Source organism: Brevibacillus invocatus (assembly GCF_003710915.1).
In the GTDB taxonomy this organism is placed as follows: Bacteria; Bacillota; Bacilli; order Brevibacillales; family Brevibacillaceae; genus Brevibacillus; species Brevibacillus invocatus.
The window spans coordinates 69,239-89,373 of record NZ_RHHR01000007.1 but is presented as its reverse complement, the minus strand read 5'-3'; the positions used below and the strand labels follow the sequence as shown (position 1 = coordinate 89,373).

The following is a 20,135-nucleotide window of genomic DNA, read 5'->3' as shown; positions in this document are numbered from 1 at the left end:
CATAAGCAACAAATTTTAAACAAACAAGGAGGTGAATGAGATGATTGTAGCCAATACTTCGCTGCCAAACGGTGCTTCTGGTACGATTAATGCGCAAGCAGGAACGAGCGGAAGCCCAGGTGTATCTGGTCTAGGGGAGCTTTTCTCTCTGCAAATGGGTTTTGCCCTGCAGAATATGCAGGCCGAAGAGGAAGGCGCTTTACTCGGTCAGGGGTTGAGTGAGGAAGAGATGAAGGCTCTTGAAGAATTGATGGCTCTCCTCCAACAAATGCTTGCTGTGAATGACCAAGGCAATCAGGAGCTGGAAGCGTTTATTGCCAATAATGGCAAGGTGATTGAGCAACTGGGGCAAAAAGTTCAAGTGCCCTTCCCGCAAGTGGGCGAGGATCTGAAACAGCTTCTGACAAAATTGACTCAAAACGAGCCAGCGACCGATGAAATGAAGCAGCTAGCTACACTTCTCGCCAAGCTGAACGGTGAACAGGCTGTGAATGATCCAAAGCGAAATCAACAATTGGTTCGAAACGACGCCCTGCCACTTAAAGGTGTTGGTCAAGAGGACATGTACAAGTCCATTCAGCCATTGCGCATCAACCAAGGGTTGTCTGCTTACAAGGCTGAAGCGGGGATCCAGTCACAAACCGTCCAACTGTCCGCACAGTCTTCCGGATTGTTCAATCAGGAAAACAGCGAGGCTGGAAATCTTCCCCAATTTGGTGGACAGGCTCCTGTGGTGGCGGCAAATCCAGCTCCTGTGGCTCAAAGCTTCCAGCGTGCAGAAATGCCGGCTCAGCATGTAGCAGCCAATCAGCTGCCTGAGCAAGTCACTCAGATCTTTGTGAAGCAGATGAATCTGACACAGGTAAACGGCATCCACACAGCAAAGCTGATCCTGAATCCACAGTCTCTTGGACAAGTGGACGTGACAATTACGTCGAATAACGGCGTTATTACCGCGCACTTTGCTGCTGAAACAAGAGCAGGTAAGGAAATCTTGGACAACCAGCTCGTACAGCTGCGAGCAGCATTGAGCCAACAAGGTCTGCAAGTGGATCGCTTGGAGGTAACCCAACAGCAACAAGCGGATAGCTTCAGCTTCCAACAGCAACGAGAGCAGGCAAAACAGCAGCAGGAACAACAATCAGAGCAAAAACAGCAGGATGATCAAGCAGAATTTTCACTAGACACATTGGTGGACGAAAGTGAAAATGCGAGCCAATGGAACCGTCCAGGGGACACATCACGTGAGATCGATGACATCGTTTAGGCTTGGAAATAAGGAGGAGGCACCATGAACCAATTTCGAGTGGCGCAACCCTACTTTCCACCGACAACGAATCACGTAGCCAAGGCTGCTCCTCAATCGGCGACTGGAAATGGCTCCACTTTTCAACAGTACCTGACAGAGTCGCTCGGTCAAACGGTAAAAGGAAAACCTCTTACGTTCAGCCAGCACGCTGTCAATCGACTGCGAGACCGGGGCATTACGCTTGAAGCCCCGCAGATCGAACGTCTGGAAACGGCCGTGCAGAAGGCAGCTTCTAAAGGAGCCAAAGAATCGTTGATCTTGATGGACAATGTGGCCTATGTCGTGAGCATCGTGAATCGGAAGATCATCACCGCTGTAGATGATGGAAGCATGAGGGACAACGTGTTTACCAATATCGATAGCGCCATATTTGTTTAGCTAACTGTAAGATAGGCTGGACCTTCAAGGAGGAGGCCTACGGTTACCGATCGACAGAGGTAGCCAAACACAACGTCATGACTGTTGTGTTTAACCGCAAGCGGTCACATCAGCTTTAATGAAAAACGTCGAGACGTTTTTCACAGAAAAAGCAGAGGAGGAAACAAATCATGTTGCGTTCCATGTACTCCGGTATTTCCGGACTTCGCGGATTTCAAACGAAACTAGATGTCATTGGTAACAACATCGCAAACGTAAATACCGTAGGCTTTAAAAAAGGTCGCGTGATGTTTCAGGACATCCTGAGCCAAAACGTTCAAGGTGCAAGCGCTCCAGCTGAAGATGGCGGTAAAGGGGGGACAAACCCAACGCAAATCGGTTTGGGAGCATCCATCGCCTCCATTGACACTGTATTCAATGCAGGTAGCCCGATGACGACCAACCTGCCAACAGACCTCTCCATCGAGGGGGATGCCTTCTTCATGGTCAGCCCTGATGATGGCGAAACCATGTACTACACGCGTGCTGGTAACTTTACACGCGATTCGCAAGGCTTCTTGGTTAACCCTCAAGGATTAAAACTGATGGATTCCGGTGGCGGAGCCATTCAAATCAACCAAGCGGATGGAATCATCTCCTATTCCATCGGTAAAGATGGCTCGATTACCACTGTTGATGATACAGGTGCGCTGGATACGCCTTATACCATCGGTCTGATGACATTCAACAACCCAGGTGGTCTGAAAAAGATCGGAAACTCCCTGTATGAAAATACTGTGAACGCTGGTCCTCGTGACGAAGATCCGATGACCCCAACTACAGCTGCTGAAGCACGTGTAAGCGTCATTTCTGGTCAGCTGGAAATGTCCAACGTAGACCTGTCTGAAGAATTTACGGAGATGATCGTGGCACAACGTGGATTCCAAGCGAACTCCCGTATCATTACGACTTCCGACACTGTATTGGAAGAGTTGGTAAACCTCAAGCGTTAATCGCATAGTGGCTGAGTAAGGGGAGGAGTAGAACCTCTTCCCCAACTCCCACGCGAAAGGAGATTACGTTGAAGTGATCAAATTGACACGTTTTAATGGGGCAACCTTTTACCTGAATGCTACACATATTGAAACGGTAGAGGCTACACCGGATACCGTAATTACTCTTTTCAACGACAGAAAATACATCGTCAAGGAATCAGCGGAGTCTGTCGCTAAGCATGTCCAAGCCTTTTATCAAAATGTTCATCCGGCGACGGGAGCACCCAGATTACCGGACGATTTAAATGAATAGCGGGAGGCATTGCGATGTTCCAAAATCGATTGTTTAACATGGCACTAATTATTATCATCGCGATTTCTCTGTTAGGTGTAATTTCCTTCGTACTCTGGCAGACTTTTTTATCGCCAACCTCGCAAACAGCTAGCAAGGATGTAAAAGAAGTAAAAGTCTTATCAGCGAAGGAAATGCAGGAATACTCGGTGGATACCGGAGAAATTACGACCAATCTTTTGACAAACAATTACATCATCGTTCGTTTTACCATTACTGCAGAAGATTCGAAAGCTAAGGCCGAACTCGAACAGCGTCTCCCTCAAGTCAATCAGGTGATCATTAAAGCACTCGCTGGTCTGACACCAGAGGATATCAAAGGGACAGAAGGCGTCAACAAGCTGGAAGCCAAAATCATGAACGAAATCAGTTCTGTCATGCAAGAAGGCAAGATCATTCAAGTAATCACGACCAAACGAGTGTTGTCCTAGAAGACATGTACGCATACATAGCAAGGAGGTGACGATAGATGGCCGAGGTTCTCTCACAAAGTGAGATTGATGCGTTATTGGCTGCCCTTTCTTCTGGAGAAATGGATGCCAATGAGCTGAAAAAAGAAGAGACTGAGCGCAAGGTAAAAGCATATGACTTTAAGCGCGCCCTGCGATTTTCCAAAGATCAGATTCGCGGTTTGACGCGGATCCATGAAAACTACGCGAGGCTGTTGACGACTTATTTTTCTGCTCAGCTCCGTACCTTCGTGCAAATTACGGTTGCCTCCGTCGATCAATTGCCGTATGACGAGTTTATTCGCTCCATCCCGAAAATGACCATCCTGAACATTTTTGAAGCTCCACCCCTGGAAGGTCGCATGGTTTTGGAAGTGAATCCAAACATCGCCTACACCATGCTCGACCGACTATTAGGTGGGCAAGGTGCCATTCCGGAAAAACTGGGGGCACTTACGGAGATTGAAACAACGGTGATGGAGAGAGTGTTCGGAAAAGCACTTGACACATTCCACGAGGCATGGAAGCAAATTATTGAACTGGATCCTTACTTGGAAGGCTTGGAGATGAATCCGCAGTTCATGCAGATCGTATCTCCCAACGAAATCGTTGCCGTTATCTCTTTCAGCACCAAGATCGGTGATACAACCGGGATGATCAACCTGTGCTTGCCTCACGTGGTACTAGAGCCGATCATGTCGAAGCTCTCTGGTCAATACTGGTTCTCCAAACAGAAGAAAACACGAGATGAAGAAGAACGCCTTCGTGTGGAAGAGCGAGTGAAGACTGCGAAGCTGCCTATTATTGCTGAAATGGGTACTGCGACGATCTCGGTCGGTGATTTCCTGCAGCTGCAAAAAGGTGATGTCATTCAGCTAGATCAATCGGTAGACAACAAGCTGAAAATTAAGGTGGGCGAGCAATTGAAATTCCTGGGACAACCAGGGACGCAAAAAGGTCGGATCGCCGTTCAGATTGATGAAGTCATAGAGGAGGGGGAGGAACACAATGAGTAGAGACATGCTTTCTCAAGACGAGATTGACGCGCTGCTGCGTGCTAACAACTTGGTTGAGGATGATGAAGAAGAAACAGCAGTCGTCGCTAACCAAGACGTTACGGATTACCTTTCCCCGTTCGAGCAGGATGCACTGGGTGAAATCGGAAACATATCCTTTGGGAGTGCAGCGACAGCATTGTCTACCTTGCTTAGCAAAAAAGTAGACATCACCACACCATCCGTAAGCGTGGTTAGTGTGAATGAGCTGGAAAACGAGTTTCCGATACCTCATGTCGCTGTGCATGTTGAATACACGGACGGGTTCAAAGGCATCAACCTGCTTGTGATTCGTATGGAAGACGCAGCCGTGATTGCTGATCTGATGATGGGCGGTGAAGGACGTCCGGATAATACGGAGCTGTCGGAACTTCACATCAGTGCCGTTCAGGAAGCGATGAACCAAATGATGGGTTCTGCTGCCACCTCCATGTCGACAATGTTCAACCAATTCATCAACATCACGCCTCCTGGAATTGATGTGATGGATCTGGCGCAAGGAAAAGGCGGAGATACATTCTCAGAAGACGACAGTCCACTCGTCAAGGTATCCTTCCGTTTAAAAGTAGGGGAACACGGGGAGCTCATCGATTCGAACATCATGCAATTGCTACCGCTAGCCTTTGCGAAAAAGATGATCGATCGGCTGGTGGGTGGAGATGAGGAAGCGGCTGCAGCTGCAGTAGCCGAAATGGAAATGCCAGCGATTCCACTTCCATTGCCTACTGCACACGTACAAGCGGCACCAACGCAAGCACCACCAGCGGCGCCACCTGTTGCTCCGGCACAACCAGAGCCAATGTATCAGCAACCACCGATGGGCTACGCACAACCGCCAATGGGATATCCAGGACAGCCTGCATACCCGGACGCTTATGCAGTACCACCTGGTTACGCACCGTATCCACCACAATATCAGGCAGCTCCTGTGGCACCAACACCACAGCACTATGGTAATCCGATGGTTAATCAGGCAAACGTCAAGCCAGCGCAATTTGCGCCTCTCGGAGGTGGTCATATGGGACTGGGAGAAGAGCAGAATTTAAACTTGCTTTTGGACATTCCACTTCAAGTTACAGTTGAACTTGGACGCACGAAAAAGTTGATTCGAGAAATTCTTGACTTATCAGCAGGTTCCATCATACAGTTGGACAAGCTGGCAGGTGAACATGTCGATATTTTGGTAAATAACAAGTTAATTGCCAAAGGCGAAGTTGTCGTTATTGATGAGAACTTTGGTGTACGTGTGACCGATATCATCAGTCAGTTCGATCGTGTTCAAAAATTGCAATAAAACAAAATTAATTGCCAAGCATTGGGAGGAAGCTATCCATGTCTAACAAGGTACTAATCGTAGATGACGCTGCATTCATGCGCATGATGATCAAGGAAATTCTGTCGAAAAACGGCTACACCATTGTGGGTGAAGCGAGCGATGGTGCACAGGCAGTGGAAAAATACAAGGAGCTGGGTCCTGACCTCGTCACGATGGATATTACAATGCCTGAGATGGACGGTATCGCTGCACTGAAAGAAATCAAAAAAATGGATCCAAATGCGCGTGTGATCATGTGTTCCGCGATGGGTCAACAAGCAATGGTTATTGATGCGATTCAGGCGGGCGCAAAAGATTTCATCGTGAAGCCATTCCAGGCGGATCGCGTCTTGGAAGCGATCAAAAAAACCTTGAGCTAATGAAAAAGATCTGGAATGCAGGGACGCGACTCTTCTGGGTTTGCTGTCTCACCATGCTGCTTGTCGCCTCCCTCCCGACTTTGGCAACAGCTGAAGGCGGCTCTGTATTCGATGGGATCAACAGTGGAAAGTCAACATCGAGTGATGCGCCCGCCGGTGAAGAACAGCCGGCGGCCATTCCCGGTAATGATTCAGGAAATATGTTGGGATATTTTGTACAAGTTATCTTTTCACTCGGCTTTATTATTGTCCTGATCTATTTCTTGCTGCGATTCCTGGGTAAAAGACAGATTGGCCAGACACAAGGACCGATTAAAATCATAAGTGCCGCACCTCTCGGAAACGGGAAAACACTGCAAGTCATCTTGATTGGGGAGCGGCTCTACATCGTGGGCGTTGGTGAAAATGTCCAGTTGCTCAAGGAAATTCCACCAGGTGAGGAAGCAGACGTCATTTTAGCAGACGCTGAAATTCCTCCATTAAATAAGCAGTTTTCCTGGTGGCCATTTGGTAAGAAAAAAGAAGCAGACGAGGAGCTTTACTTCTCTTCTGAAGTAGATGGCAAGACCTTTCAGCAATTGATGAACGCGCAATTGAAAGCAAGCAATCAAAACCTTGCTCAAAAGGATGAGTGGGGGAAAGAGGAAGCACAAGACAGAGGGGACACACGATGAAACTTTTTTGGCAGCTGCTGGTGATGGCCTTCATGTTGCTGGCGATACCAAATATGGTCTTGGCAGCTCCAGTGGGCACACCGCTTATTCCAACCATTGATTTGCAAATAGGCGGTGGGACTGGCACTCCACAGGAGACATCCTCGGCAATACAACTGTTGCTGATATTGACAGTCCTATCCGTTGCACCCGCTATATTGCTACTGATGACCAGCTTTACCCGGATTGTCATCGTCCTGTCATTTGTTCGCAATGCATTGGCGACGCAACAAATGCCACCCAACCAGGTGTTGATTGCACTGGCTTTGTTCATGACCTTTTTCATCATGGCTCCTACGTTTGCACAGGTCAATGAAACGGCTGTACAGCCCTTTATGCAGGGGCAGCTTACACAGGATCAGGCACTAAATGCTGCGATTATTCCTTTTAAAGAATTCATGGCCAAGCAAACACGGGAAAAGGATTTGATTCTCTTCCTGGAGTATGCGAAGGCGGAAAGGCCGACAACGATCGAGGATATTCCGCTCACCGCACTCGTTCCGGCGTATGCCATCAGTGAATTGAAGACAGCGTTTCAAATCGGATTTATGATCTTCATCCCTTTTCTTATGATCGATTTGATCATTTCCAGCATTTTAATGGGGATGGGGATGATGATGCTTCCGCCAGTCATGATTTCATTGCCGTTCAAGATTCTTCTCTTCATCATGGTGGATGGCTGGTATCTCGTCGTAAAATCACTGCTTACCAGTTTTGGCTAATTCCGAAGGGCACGCACAAGGAGGTAGAGGCATGACACAAGAACTGCTGATGCAAATTGCCCAAAGCGCTGTTTATACCATCCTTATAGTGGCAGCACCTGCACTCGGGATCGCCCTCTTGATCGGTTTGATGGTGAGCATTTTTCAGGCAACGACTCAGATTCAGGAACAGACGCTGGCTTTTGTACCAAAGATCGTTGGCGTTTTTATCATTATCCTCGTGGTGGGACCTTGGATGCTGCAAACGATGTTGGATTTTGCGATGGGGATTCTTGGCAACCTCCATCGATTTGTAGGGTAGCGTATGAATCTGATTCTAATGCAATTACCCGTTTTTTTGCTTGTATTTGTCCGTATGACTGCTTTTTTTGTCGCAGCACCGTTCTTTAACATACGTAACGTTCCAAGTCAGTTTAAAATTGCTCTGGGGTTTATCGTGGCGTTGGTCAGTTACCAATATGTTCCGCCTGTCGAGCAAGTACCGATGGATCTCACCTTTATCATTCACGTCCTCAAGGAAGTGCTTGTCGGAGTCATTTTAGGTTTGATTTGTGAAATCATGTATACGGCTGTACAGGTAGCGGGCGGGATGATGGATATGCAAATGGGTTTAGCGATGGCAAACGTGATAGACCCACGTACAGGGGCTTACATACCCGTAACAGGGAACTTTAAAAACATTTTAGCCACACTATACTTCTTTAGTATTGACGGACATCACATGCTGATTCGCGGAATTATTAGTAGCTATCAGATTATTCCGGTGGATCGAATGTGGGCACCCTTTGGCAGTGAGCAAGTGATGATGACAGCTGTAAAAGTATTTTCTCAGATGTTCTTGAGTGCATTTATGATAGCTGCACCATTGGTCGTTGCCCTTTTCCTTGTTGATGTTTCCTTAGGGATTGTGGCGAAATCAGTACCGCAATTCAACATCTTTGTCGTGGGATTGCCACTGAAGCTGCTTGCCGGTTTCTTGCTTTTGATTGTGCTGATGCCAGCTTTCCTGCTAACGTTGAATGCTTTGTTTGAAAAAATGTTCCGTGGACTTGGAGAAATGATGAAATGGCTCGGAGGATAAGCATGAAACGTATACAATTTGCCTATCCTGTTGACTTGCAGTATTTCAATGGAGAAAAGACAGAAAAAGCTACGCCAAAAAAGCGGGATGATGCTCGAAAAAAAGGGCAAGTAGCGAAAAGCTCTGATCTCTCTCCTTCCATAGCTTTAACGGCTTTCTTTGTCCTTCTTCTTATGTTAGGTGCTTCGATGCTCGATACCTTTCAGGGAATCATGAGAGAGTCACTTGTCACCTACACAGGATGGCAGGTAAATGAGGAAAATCTGAAAGTGATCATCATGCAGTTTATTTTTGAGGCGGTAAAAATCGTAGCTCCTGTTATGGCGCTCTCGTTTCTGGTCGCGTTGGTTGTCAATTACATGCAAGTGGGTTGGTTGTTTACTACCAAAACGTTGGAAATGAAACTGGAGAAAATCGATCCGATCAAAGGGGCAAAGAAACTTTTCTCACTGCGCTCATTAGTAGAACTTTTTAAATCCTTATTAAAAATTAGTGCAGGAATTTTTGTAGCTTATTTGATCCTGTGGGACGCGAAGGAACAATTGGTGCAGCTATCGATGCTCTCGTTGGGAGCAGTACTTACCTTCGCGGGTGGGCTAGTTATCAAGCTCGGTGTGTACATAGGCTTACTATTATTTATTTTTGCGGTGCTAGATTATGTGTATCAACGATATGAGCACGAAAAAAATCTGCGCATGTCCAAGCAGGACCTGAAAGATGAACACAAGCAAGCTGAAGGTGATCCTTTAATCAAAGGCAAGATTCGCGAACGGCAGCGCAGCATGGCATTGCGACGGATGATGCAGGATGTACCCAACGCGGATGTTATCATTACCAACCCCACTCACTTCGCTGTAGCTATTCGCTACGATGCGAACGATATGAGTGCTCCAACGGTGGTGGCCAAAGGACAAGACTACCTTGCTTTGAAAATCAGGGAGGTGGCCAAAAAGCACCGTATCATTACAATGGAAAACAAGCCCTTGGCCAGGGCTCTCTATAGTCAGGTTGAAGTAGGACAACAAATTCCCGAAGAGTTGTTTAAAGCGGTCGCGGAGATTCTCGCGTACGTATACAAGCTGCAGGGGAAAGTGAAATAGGTGGAAGGAGGATCTACAGTGGGATTTAAATATAAAGAGCTAGGAACCGTCTTATTTGTAATAAGCATTGTGGTCATGATGGTGATCCCACTCCCTTCAGAACTGCTCGATTTGCTGCTTATTCTGAACATCTCCCTTGCGTTAACGATTTTGCTTGTCTCGATGTACACCAAAGAAGTTCTGGAATTTTCGATTTTTCCTACCGTATTGCTCATTACAACACTCTTTCGCCTAGCACTGAACGTATCTACGACGCGAAACATTCTCTCGGAAGGAGAGGGTGGTAAGGTAATTGAGACCTTCGGAAGCTTTGTCGTCGGGGGGAACCAAGTGGTAGGTTTCGTAGTGTTCCTGATCCTGATCATTATTCAGTTTATCGTTATCACGAAAGGTTCCGAGCGCGTAGCCGAAGTTGCAGCCCGCTTTACCTTGGACGCGATGCCAGGTAAACAGATGAGTATTGACGCTGACCTGAACGCAGGAATGATAACCGAAGCAGATGCGAGAGCGCGACGCAAAAAAATCGAAAATGAGGCAGATTTTTACGGTTCGATGGATGGTGCCAGTAAATTTGTAAAAGGGGACGCCATCGCCGGGATTATCATCTTCATCGTCAACATTATCGGTGGTTTCATCATCGGGATGTTAATTCACGGAATGGGCTTTGCAGAATCTGCCTCTCACTTCACGACCATGTCTGTCGGGGATGCGCTCGTCAGCCAAATTCCAGCGTTGCTGATCTCCACAGCTGCCGGTATCATCGTCACACGCTCCACAACAGGCGAGGGCTTGGGAGAAGATATTGCCAAGCAAATGTTTAGCTTTCCTAAACTGCTGTACATCGTTTCGGGTTGTATCCTGATGCTCGGTTTGTTTACTCCAATCGGTCTTTTGCCCGTAATACCGGTTGTGGGGATCCTTACGTTTGCAGGATGGAAGCTGGCACAGAAACAAAAAGTCGATATGCAAGAATCGGCAGATCTGGTGGAAGAGCAGCAGATCGAAGAAGTCCGAAGCCCAGAGAGCGTTGTCAATCTCCTGCAGGTAGACCCGATCGAGTTCGAGTTTGGTTACGGACTGATTCCTCTCGCAGACGTGAAGCAGGGGGGCGACCTCCTGGATCGTGTCATCATGATCCGGCGTCAAATCGCGTTGGAAATGGGGATTGTGGTACCAGTCATTCGGATCCGCGACAATATTCAGCTGCGACCTAACGAATACATGATCAAAATTAAAGGCAACCAGGTAGCCAAAGGGGAAATCATGCTGGACCACTATCTGGCCATGAGCCCGGGAATTGAAGATGATTCGATTGTCGGAATAGAAACCGTTGAACCTGCGTTTGGATTGCCTGCATTATGGGTAACAGAAGAGAATAAGGAAATAGCTGAGATGTCCGGTTACACGGTAGTTGATCCTCCATCTGTTGTAGCGACGCATTTGACGGAAATTGTAAAACGCTATGCGCATGAATTACTTGGCCGTCAAGAAACGCGTGCTTTAATTGACAATGTGAGAGAAACCGCTCCAGTACTGGTAGATGAGTTGATTCCAGGATCTCTGTCGATTGGTGACGTGCAAAAGGTCCTGCAAAAGCTCTTGCGAGAAAAAGTTTCCATCCGCAATCTGCCCGTTATTTTGGAAGCGTTGGCTGACCACGCTGTCTACACGAAAGATCCAGAGGTATTGACTGAATACGTCAGACAAGCGATGTCTCGCCAGATCACCTTGCAATACACAGAGACCGGACAACCTTTGCGCGTATTGACTGCAGGTGCAGGTCTGGAAAAGGCGATTTCCGAACGAATCGAGCAATCTGAGCAGGGAAGCTATCTTGCCATGGACCCGGAAACCTCCCAGAGAATCTACCATGTCATGTCGTCTGAGGTGAGCAAGATGGTAAACTCCGGACAGCAACCGATTATTTTGTCTTCACCAGCAATTCGGATGTATCTTCGTCAACTGCTGGATCGGATGATGCCTGATGTTCCGGTATTGTCTTACAGCGAATTAGAACCACATGTTGAAGTGCAAAGTGTAGGGATGGTGAACATTTCGTGAGAGTGAAACGGTACATAGTCGATTCCATGCCACAAGCTTTGGAAAGAATCAAAACGGATCTGGGTAGCGATGCGGTCATATTGAACTCCAAACCGATCAAAACAGGTGGTGTGTTCGGTATGTTCGGCAAACAGCGAATCGAAGTGATCGCAGCGATTGACGAAAAAGCATCAGAAGAAAACAAACCTACCGCATCGGATCGGCAATTGGATGTACCGTCTCGCAACACAGCTGGTACTTACACAGCACAGCAAGCGTATCGCAGGCCGACCGCAGCTCCTTTGGAAGCGACCGCAGCTACGACCGCAGTCGCTTCCAGAACGCAGGATGAGCATGCTCTGGGACGAACGCCTTCCACTGATGAGGCTGTGGGATCGTCAGAATTAAAGAGACAGGATATCACGGCAGTAGAAGCCCAACCCGTAACGAACACCCTTTCGCGAATTGATGGAGGAAGTCAGTCTGCGGCCAATGGTGGAAATGAGCTGTTGGCAAATGAAGTTCGGGACATGCGCAAGATGTTTGAAAAGCTGCTGGTGAACGATTTGAGCCAGCAGTTGCCAGAAGCGGTCCAATTGGTAAGAAATCGATTGATGGAGCAAGAGGTTTCCGATGAAATCTCCGCAGAGATCATTCGTTCCTTGATGGATTCTTCCAGGCCCGGGCAAGAGTGGACGAAAGAAGAAGCCTTCAGAGCAGCGAGAGAAAAAATCTCTGCTATGTTCTCGGCAAATTTGCCACCGTCACAAAAGCTGGAGCGCAATATCGAATATGCCTTTTTCTTTGGACCAACCGGTGTAGGGAAAACGACGACGATTGCCAAGCTTGCAGCGAACAGTATGCTGCAGGACAAGCGCAAAATCGGCTTTATCACAGCGGATACCTATCGCATGGCAGCCATCGAGCAGTTGAAAACGTATGCCAACATCTTGAATGTTCCGTTGGAAGTTGTATTTTCTCCGAAAGAGATGGCCCAAGCGATGGAACGCTTAAGTGATTGCGACCTGATCTTTGTAGACACCGCAGGGCGTAATTTTCGAAATGACGAATATGTGGAAGGCATTCGCGAGCTCGTCCAGCACGGAAAGAACAGTGTGAATTACCTGGTGCTCAGTCTGACATCCAAGTACAGTGACATGAAAGCTATTATCCAAAATTTTTCCGAAGTACCGGTCAGTCAGATTATCTTTACCAAAGCGGATGAAACACACAGCTACGGAAGCATGTTGAATGTTTCCACGGAAACAGGGCTTGCCCTCTCTTACATCACGACAGGACAAAACGTGCCTGATGACATTATGGTGGCCCAACCGGGAATGGTGTCCACCATGATTATGGGAGATTGAAATGGATGAGCGATCAAGCAGAACAACTCCGCGAACGGATGCAGCGAACGAATCAGCCACGCCCAACGAAACTGGTCACAGTGACCAGTGGTAAGGGTGGCGTAGGCAAGTCGAATTTCAGCTTGAATTTCGGTCTTGGCTTGATCGAAAAAGGGCATAAAACCATCTTGTTTGATGTAGATCTAGGCTTAGCCAATCTAGATGTCTTGATGGGGATTTCTCCGAAGAAGCATCTCTTTCATCTACTGGAGCCAGATACGTCAGTATGGGATATTTTGGAGCAGGGTCCAGGGGATCTGGAATTCATCGCAGGTGGATCAGGCTTTACACAGATCATGCAACTGGAGGATTCCAAGCTAGATCGCTTGTTTAACCAGCTACAACCCCTTCATGGGTATGCCGATACGATTATTTTTGATACTGGAGCTGGACTTTCCAAAGAATCCATCCGCTTTATGCTCTCATCTGACGAGGTTATTCTCGTCACTACACCGGAACCTCCAGCGATCACAGATGCCTATGCAGTCATTAAAATGCTACACTCCCGAAATCCTGATATCAAGATACGCTTGGTGATCAATCGGGTAACGTCGGAACGAGAGGGCAAGATGACTTCTGACAAGCTGGCGATGGTTGCCAAACGCTTTCTGAATATGGACATTCACTCGCTCGGATACGTCTCTGATGATCCCTATGTCTCTAAGGCAGTGAAACAACAACGTCCTTTTCTCCTTACATATCCAGAATCGCAAGCATCCCGAAGCATTCGAAGACTGGTGGGGCAGTATTTGCAAAGTTCCACGGAAGCAGAGGCTCATCCGAGTGGTTTGAAAGGATTTATTGCGAAGCTGAAACACTTCATTCGATAAGGCAACAGGAGGTTGGAAGGGAGCGACAGCTTATGAGTAAGATTCGAGTGCTCGTCACCGACGATTCAGCGTTTATGCGAAAAGTGATTTCCGATATTCTATCCACAGATTCGGATATTGAAGTAATCGATCGAGCTAGGAATGGACTGGAATGTATTGAAAAATGCCAAAAGCTGCAACCCGATGTCCTGACTTTGGACATCGAGATGCCGATTATGAACGGACTGGAAGCACTAGAGAAACTGATGAGTGAACATCCGGTACCGACTGTCATGATCAGCAGCTTGACGCGTGAAGGGGCGGATGCCACGATTCGCGCGTTGGAGCTTGGCGCTTTTGATTTTGTGACAAAACCTTCTGGCCCCATTTCTCTTGATATCCATAAAGTAGCAGACCGTTTAATAGAGCGAGTAAAAGCTGCCGCCACGTCAAATCTTCGCGGAAGAAGAACATCCGTGGTGGAGAAGATCATAGAAACACCGCCTGTACCACAAACAACAGCGCGATTTGAACCTCGTCCTCCCTTACGACCAGTCGTACCGCCGAATCCTGTCAGCCTGAGTCAACACGTAGGAGCGGGTACCAAGCTTGTTGTATTGGGTACATCCACAGGAGGACCGAAAGCCCTACAGACTGTGCTGACTTCTTTGCCGGCACAATTCCCAGCGCCGATTGCGATCGTGCAGCACATGCCTGCAGGCTTTACAAAATCGCTTGCCCAAAGACTGAATTCTTTATCCAACATCCAGGTAACAGAGGTGCAGGATGGAGAATTCTTGGAGCCAGGTACGGCGTATATCGCTCCGGGCGGCTATCATTTTGAAGTTCACAGTAACAACGGACGCTTGCAAGCACGGTTAAACCAACAGGAGCCTCGTGCTGGTCATCGCCCTTCCGTAGACGTATTATTTGAATCTGTCAGCAGATTGACAAATGTCGACAAATGGGCAATTATCATGACAGGCATGGGAAATGATGGTACAAAAGGTCTGCAACTTATGAAGGAAAAGGGTGTCGTGACGAGCATTATTGAAGACGAATCGACATGTGTCGTCTACGGCATGCCAAGATCCGCTGTTCAAGCGGGTCTAGCCGACAACGTAGCTCCTTTGGACAAGATTCCTGAGCTGTTGTGCAAGCTCTTGCACTGATTTTGGGAGGTGGATCACCTATGGATATGAATCAGTATTTGGACATGTTTATCGAAGAATCAAAAGAGCACTTGCAAGCGATTAACGCAAATCTTCTTATTTTAGAAAACGATCCTACGAACATCCAGATTGTCAATGAAATTTTCCGATCTGCACATACGCTAAAAGGCATGTCTGCCACAATGGGATTTGAAGATATGGCTAGCCTGACGCACGAAGCGGAAAATGTGCTCGATCTGATCCGTAATGACAAATTGACTATCAATAGCGAAATTATGGACGTCATTTTTCAAAGCGTAGATTTGATTGAGGGCATGGTGATCCATATTACGGAAGGCGGAGATGGATCCGCCGATGTATCCAATCCGGTACGTCAGCTGCGTGCGATTGTTTCTGGTGATTTTTCAGCACAGCAAGAGGTTGCAGCCGCATCTGCCGTTGCAGAGCCTGAAGCTGTGGCAATCGAAGCGACGGTTGAATCCTCGGATCGGGATTACGGGCTGGATGATTACGCTCAGACTGTTTTGAAGCAATCCAAGGACGCTGGTAACAATCTTTTCTGGATCAAAGTTACGCTCAATGACAATTGCTTGCTCAAAGCAGCGCGTGCCTATATGGTATTCGACCAGCTCGAATCCTTGGGTGATGTGATCAAAACGACTCCGGCAGTTCAGGAGATTGAGAATGAGCGTTTCGATCAATCGTTTGAAGTCGTGTTCGTCACGATGCATCCACTGGAAAAAGTGAAGACTGCGATTCAGAATATCTCGGAAATTCACGAGGTTCTGATTGAAGTCATTTCGGTTAAGAAAACAGACCAGGAGACGCCGGTAGCCAAGACGACAGCTCCTGTAGTGAATGAAACGAAAAAGCAGGAGACGGCACAACCTGCTGCAGGCCGTAAACCTGCTGCTGGAGGAAAAACCATTCGCGTCGATATCGAGCGTCTGGATATCCTGATGAACCTGTTTAGCGAACTGGTTATCGATCGTGGCCGATTGGAGCAGCTGGCACGTGAGATCGGTAAAACCGAACTCCAGGAAACGGTTGAACATATGAGCCGTATCAGCGGTGATTTGCAAAGTATTATCCTGACTATGCGCATGGTTCCAGTCGAACAGGTATTCAACCGCTTCCCGCGGATGATTCGCGATTTGGCAAAGGACCTGAACAAAAAAGTGAATCTGGAGATCTTCGGAGCTGAAACAGAGCTGGACCGCACTGTCATCGACGAGATTGGGGATCCATTGGTCCACTTGCTTAGAAACTCGCTTGACCACGGTATTGAATCCGTCATAGACCGCAAGAAAGCTGGAAAATCGGAAGAAGGAACGATTGAACTTCGCGCGTTTCACAGCGGCAACCACGTCTTTATCGAAGTCAAGGACGATGGTGCAGGCATAAACAAGGACAAGGTGTTGAAAAAAGCACTGGAACGCGGAATTGTTACTCAGGCAGTTGCAGACACGATGACAGATAAGCAAATTCACGAATTGCTGTTTGCTTCCGGCTTCAGTACTGCCGAGGTAATTTCCGATATCTCAGGCCGTGGCGTTGGTCTCGATGTAGTAAAAACCAAAATCGAGTCTCTGGGTGGAAGTGTCGGCGTTGATTCCATACGCGGCAAAGGAACCACATTCCTGGTGCAATTGCCACTGACGCTCTCGATCATCTCCGCTATGCTGGTTCAAGTGAAAAATGAAAAATTTGCGGTTCCTCTCAGTTCGATCATCGAAACCGCAGTCTTTAAGAAAGATCAAATCATGATGGCTCACCGCCAAAAGGTCATTGATTTCAGAGGTCGTGTCGTTCCTCTCGTCTCCCTGCAAGAGATTTTCCAAATACCTAGCGACCAGATTGAAACCGACGATGAGGTAGCAGTGGTTATTGTTCGCAAAGGGGAGAAAATGGCAGGACTGGTTGTGGATTCGTTTATCGGCCAACAGGAAATCGTCTTGAAATCCCTGGGTAAATACATGGTAAATGTCTTCGCCATTTCCGGCGCAACCATTTTGGGTGACGGACAAGTAGCACTCATTATCGACTGTAACGCACTGATCAAGTAGAGGAGGGGCAGCCACATGCTCGAGCAAAAAGAGATCGTAGGCGAAGTGAAAGTGATTGTCTTTCGGTTAAAGGACGAGGAGTACGGCGTCGAAGTACAGCAGGTGAGATCCATTGAGAAATTGGAACATATCACCCGGGTTCCCCGTACACCAAAATTCGTCAAAGGGGTCATCAATCTGCGCGGGGTCGTGACGCCGATCATTGACTTGAGAAAGCGATTTGATTTGGAAGAAAGTGAGTATTCCGAGTCAACCAGAATTATTATTGTTGCAGTGAATGACCTGGAAGTTGGCCTAATCGTGGATGCCGCCAACGACGTAATCGATATCCCAGTAGATGCGATAGAACCTCCACCTGAAGTGGTTGGTGGAGTGGAAGCTGCCTATTTGAGAGGAGTGGCGAAGCTGGACAAGCGTCTCCTCATCCTGCTCAACCTGGACAAGGTGCTGAGCACGGAGGAAATCAATCAATTGGATGCATTTGAGGGATAAGGATAATGGCCAATTTTACAAAGTTTGGGGATTTTCAGTTCGACGTCTTGCGCGAAATCGGAAATATCGGAGCCGGACATGCTGCAACCGCTCTTTCCAAGCTCATGCAGAAGGAAATCGATATGAAAGTACCGCAAGTGCGAATTATCCCCTTTGATGAAGTGGCAGATTGTGTGGGCGGAGCGGAGAACGTAGTAGTGACTGTTTTCCTCCGAGTGGAGGGAGACAGTCCAGGCAACATGTTTTTCATACTGGATATGGATTCTGCCACGCATTTGCTACACCAGGTTACGGGAATCAGCAAAACGGTTCAGGAATGGGAAGAGATGGAAGTCTCCGCATTGCACGAGATTGGAAATATCCTGACAGGATCCTATCTTTCTTCATTAGCCGACTTTACGCAGTTGAACCTGCAGCCGTCTGTGCCTGGACTTGCAGTGGATATGGCGGGCGCTATCTTGAGCTATGGCTTGTATGCACTGGGGCAGACGGGCGATTTCGCACTCACGATTGATACGGCTTTCTTTGAAGGAAATGATCAAGTGAAAGGCAACTTTTTCCTGATACCAGATCCAGATTCGTTACCGATACTATTTCGTTCACTAGGAGTTCCGTTCGATGGAGATTATTAAGATAGGTATGGCTGATCTCGGTGTAGCAAAACCACCGAGTCGGTTACGTACCACGGGCTTGGGGTCATGTGTGGGGGTTGTTCTGTACGACGAGGTTCATAAGGTTGCTGGCATGGCCCACGTCATGCTCCCGGAGTCTACTCTTGCAAAAAACGGGGAGCCTACTGTTGGAAAGTATGCAGATACAGCGATCCCCTACCTCATCCAGCAAATGCAAAAAGAGGGAGCGTCTATTCGCCATATGGTTGCGAAATTAGCCGGAGGGGCACAGATGTTTGCTTTTCTAGGCACCAACGATATGATGCGGATTGGTCCTCGAAATGTGGAAGCATGCAAATTGGCGCTAAAGGGAGCACAAATAAAGATTGTGGCGGAAGATACGGGAGGAAACTGCGGACGTACGATCGAGCTTGACTCTACCAATGGCGTGCTGCAAATCCGAACCGTAAATCAAGGTGTGAAGGAAGTATAGTGATGCTGGGAACTATTTGGATAAATACAGGATTAGCCCTTCTCGCTTTTGTCGTAACATTTGGTGTCGCATGGGTTAGTAACGTCTGGCTTGTCTCCCTGGAGCGTGCCGGCGTCGCATTTCTCCTATTTTTCCTTGCTGCTTTCCCAATCCGTTGGCTTTTCGGTTTGATTGCACAACCTTCTGAACCTGCATCTACAGCAGTCGATGCCGACGGAGCAGGGAGTGCAGAGTCTCCTGGATCGACTCATCCAACCGGTGAGCAGGTCGAGGATTCTGATGAGCAGGATTCATTTACACCGCTCACTTTTGCACAACCGGAACGCAATCCCTTAACTGAGGATCCCACCACCGTTGCAGAGGTTATTAGGCGCTTATCAGATGAGTAAAGGTTGGTGACTAATTCGTGGCACGGCTAACCAGTCAGGAAAAAGCTAAAGAATTTGATAAATGGGTTATGTGGAAACAAGAAGGCAGTCGCGAGGCAGAAGTGGATCTCGTTACTCAATTCTTGCCATTGGTAGACAAGGTGGCAAATCGGGTAGCAATCAACCTGCCTGCGAATGTCGACAAGGACGACTTGATCAGCTACGGTCGCTTTGGCCTTCTGGATGCCCTGGCAAAATTTGATCATACCCGTGGTCTTCAGTTTGAGACTTACGCTATGTGGCGGATTCGGGGTGCCATGATCGATGGATTGCGTGAGAATGATTGGATTCCACGCACAGTTCGAGACAAGGCAAAAAAAATAGAAGAAGCATATACCTATTTGGAACAACAGTCACTGCGGATGCCGAGCGATGAAGAAGTATCCAAACATTTGGGGATCAGCGAAAAAGAATTGCAGCAAGTATTTTATGAGACGTCCCTCGCGACGATGGTCTCGATCGATGAAGCGGTGGGAGACGAGGAAGAACAAAAAACAGCCAGACATTCATACATCGTGGATGAAGCAACTCCTCGACCAGAAACCGTTGCAGAAGTTTCCAGTTTAAAAGAAGTCTTGGTAAATGTAATTGACAAGCTCCCTGAGAAAGAAAGAATAGTGGTTTCGTTGTTTTACTTCGAAGAAATGACATTATCAGAGATCGCTGAAATCATGAGCTTGTCACCATCCCGAATTTCTCAACTTCACTCCAAGGCGTTATTCCGACTGCGCTCTACATTATCCAGGTGGAAGTCTCAGTTGATCTAAATTCTGAGGGAACACGTACGACG

At 47.6% G+C, this 20,135-nt stretch carries 23 protein-coding genes; all 23 read left to right on the top strand.

Annotated elements, in window-relative coordinates:
• The first annotated feature begins 40 nt into the window (after nucleotides 1-40).
• Nucleotides 41-1,267, top strand: a complete 1,227-nt coding sequence (locus EDM52_RS03155; RefSeq protein WP_122907550.1) for a flagellar hook-length control protein FliK — start codon at nucleotides 41-43, stop codon at nucleotides 1,265-1,267.
• A 24-nt stretch (nucleotides 1,268-1,291) separates the two neighbouring features.
• Nucleotides 1,292-1,687, top strand: a complete 396-nt coding sequence (locus EDM52_RS03150) for a TIGR02530 family flagellar biosynthesis protein (RefSeq protein ID WP_122907549.1) — start codon at nucleotides 1,292-1,294, stop codon at nucleotides 1,685-1,687.
• A 170-nt stretch (nucleotides 1,688-1,857) separates the two neighbouring features.
• A complete protein-coding gene (gene flgG, locus EDM52_RS03145; protein ID WP_122907548.1) occupies nucleotides 1,858-2,679 on the top strand; it encodes a flagellar basal body rod protein FlgG in 822 nt (273 codons plus the stop codon).
• A 73-nt stretch (nucleotides 2,680-2,752) separates the two neighbouring features.
• Complete coding sequence (locus EDM52_RS03140; RefSeq protein ID WP_122907547.1) at nucleotides 2,753-2,974, top strand: flagellar FlbD family protein; 222 nt, start codon at nucleotides 2,753-2,755, stop codon at nucleotides 2,972-2,974.
• A 14-nt stretch (nucleotides 2,975-2,988) separates the two neighbouring features.
• On the top strand, nucleotides 2,989-3,444 hold the full coding sequence (locus EDM52_RS03135; protein WP_122907546.1) for a flagellar basal body-associated FliL family protein: 456 nt from the start codon (nucleotides 2,989-2,991) through the stop codon (nucleotides 3,442-3,444).
• A gap of 38 nt (nucleotides 3,445-3,482) precedes the next feature.
• Nucleotides 3,483-4,478, top strand: coding sequence for a flagellar motor switch protein FliM (gene fliM / locus EDM52_RS03130; protein WP_122907545.1), 996 nt, complete (start codon nucleotides 3,483-3,485; stop codon nucleotides 4,476-4,478).
• Complete coding sequence (gene fliY / locus EDM52_RS03125) at nucleotides 4,471-5,811, top strand: flagellar motor switch phosphatase FliY (RefSeq protein ID WP_122907544.1); 1,341 nt, start codon at nucleotides 4,471-4,473, stop codon at nucleotides 5,809-5,811. Before fliM ends, fliY begins: the two co-directional genes overlap by 8 nt.
• A gap of 38 nt (nucleotides 5,812-5,849) precedes the next feature.
• Complete coding sequence (locus EDM52_RS03120) at nucleotides 5,850-6,212, top strand: response regulator (RefSeq protein WP_122907543.1); 363 nt, start codon at nucleotides 5,850-5,852, stop codon at nucleotides 6,210-6,212.
• Complete coding sequence (locus EDM52_RS03115; protein ID WP_122907542.1) at nucleotides 6,212-6,886, top strand: flagellar biosynthetic protein FliO; 675 nt, start codon at nucleotides 6,212-6,214, stop codon at nucleotides 6,884-6,886. Before EDM52_RS03120 ends, EDM52_RS03115 begins: the two co-directional genes overlap by 1 nt.
• Nucleotides 6,883-7,647 carry a flagellar type III secretion system pore protein FliP gene (gene fliP, locus EDM52_RS03110; RefSeq protein ID WP_122907541.1) on the top strand — a complete coding sequence of 255 codons (765 nt, stop codon included), beginning with the start codon at nucleotides 6,883-6,885 and terminating at the stop codon, nucleotides 7,645-7,647. Before EDM52_RS03115 ends, fliP begins: the two co-directional genes overlap by 4 nt.
• 31 nt (nucleotides 7,648-7,678) lie before the next feature.
• Nucleotides 7,679-7,948 carry a flagellar biosynthesis protein FliQ gene (gene fliQ, locus EDM52_RS03105; protein ID WP_122907540.1) on the top strand — a complete coding sequence of 90 codons (270 nt, stop codon included), beginning with the start codon at nucleotides 7,679-7,681 and terminating at the stop codon, nucleotides 7,946-7,948.
• A 3-nt stretch (nucleotides 7,949-7,951) separates the two neighbouring features.
• Complete coding sequence (gene fliR / locus EDM52_RS03100) at nucleotides 7,952-8,728, top strand: flagellar biosynthetic protein FliR (RefSeq protein WP_122907539.1); 777 nt, start codon at nucleotides 7,952-7,954, stop codon at nucleotides 8,726-8,728.
• A 2-nt stretch (nucleotides 8,729-8,730) separates the two neighbouring features.
• Complete coding sequence (gene flhB, locus EDM52_RS03095; protein WP_122907538.1) at nucleotides 8,731-9,828, top strand: flagellar biosynthesis protein FlhB; 1,098 nt, start codon at nucleotides 8,731-8,733, stop codon at nucleotides 9,826-9,828.
• An 18-nt stretch (nucleotides 9,829-9,846) separates the two neighbouring features.
• The gene (flhA, locus tag EDM52_RS03090; protein WP_122907537.1) at nucleotides 9,847-11,889 is read left to right on the top strand and encodes a flagellar biosynthesis protein FlhA; all 2,043 of its coding nucleotides are present in this window, start codon (nucleotides 9,847-9,849) and stop codon (nucleotides 11,887-11,889) included.
• Nucleotides 11,886-13,235, top strand: a complete 1,350-nt coding sequence (gene flhF, locus EDM52_RS03085) for a flagellar biosynthesis GTPase FlhF (RefSeq protein ID WP_122907536.1) — start codon at nucleotides 11,886-11,888, stop codon at nucleotides 13,233-13,235. The genes flhA and flhF overlap by 4 nt, the downstream gene beginning before the upstream one ends.
• Nucleotides 13,236-13,240: 5 nt before the next feature.
• Nucleotides 13,241-14,104 carry a MinD/ParA family protein gene (locus EDM52_RS03080; RefSeq protein WP_122907535.1) on the top strand — a complete coding sequence of 288 codons (864 nt, stop codon included), beginning with the start codon at nucleotides 13,241-13,243 and terminating at the stop codon, nucleotides 14,102-14,104.
• 32 nt (nucleotides 14,105-14,136) lie between these two features.
• Nucleotides 14,137-15,255, top strand: a complete 1,119-nt coding sequence (locus EDM52_RS03075; protein ID WP_122907534.1) for a protein-glutamate methylesterase/protein-glutamine glutaminase — start codon at nucleotides 14,137-14,139, stop codon at nucleotides 15,253-15,255.
• A 20-nt stretch (nucleotides 15,256-15,275) separates the two neighbouring features.
• On the top strand, nucleotides 15,276-17,321 hold the full coding sequence (locus EDM52_RS03070) for a chemotaxis protein CheA (protein ID WP_122907533.1): 2,046 nt from the start codon (nucleotides 15,276-15,278) through the stop codon (nucleotides 17,319-17,321).
• A gap of 15 nt (nucleotides 17,322-17,336) precedes the next feature.
• Entirely contained in the window at nucleotides 17,337-17,813 is a 477-nt protein-coding gene (locus EDM52_RS03065) for a chemotaxis protein CheW (RefSeq protein WP_122907532.1), read from the top strand.
• Between the two features lie 5 nt (nucleotides 17,814-17,818).
• Nucleotides 17,819-18,445 (top strand): chemotaxis protein CheC, encoded by a 627-nt coding sequence (locus EDM52_RS03060; RefSeq protein ID WP_122907531.1) that lies wholly within the window; start codon nucleotides 17,819-17,821, stop codon nucleotides 18,443-18,445.
• Complete coding sequence (locus EDM52_RS03055; protein WP_122907530.1) at nucleotides 18,432-18,917, top strand: chemotaxis protein CheD; 486 nt, start codon at nucleotides 18,432-18,434, stop codon at nucleotides 18,915-18,917. The genes EDM52_RS03060 and EDM52_RS03055 overlap by 14 nt, the downstream gene beginning before the upstream one ends.
• Nucleotides 18,918-18,919: 2 nt before the next feature.
• Complete coding sequence (locus tag EDM52_RS03050; RefSeq protein WP_122907529.1) at nucleotides 18,920-19,306, top strand: hypothetical protein; 387 nt, start codon at nucleotides 18,920-18,922, stop codon at nucleotides 19,304-19,306.
• A gap of 17 nt (nucleotides 19,307-19,323) precedes the next feature.
• Nucleotides 19,324-20,112, top strand: a complete 789-nt coding sequence (locus tag EDM52_RS03045; protein WP_122907528.1) for a FliA/WhiG family RNA polymerase sigma factor — start codon at nucleotides 19,324-19,326, stop codon at nucleotides 20,110-20,112.
• Nucleotides 20,113-20,135: the final 23 nt, after the last annotated feature.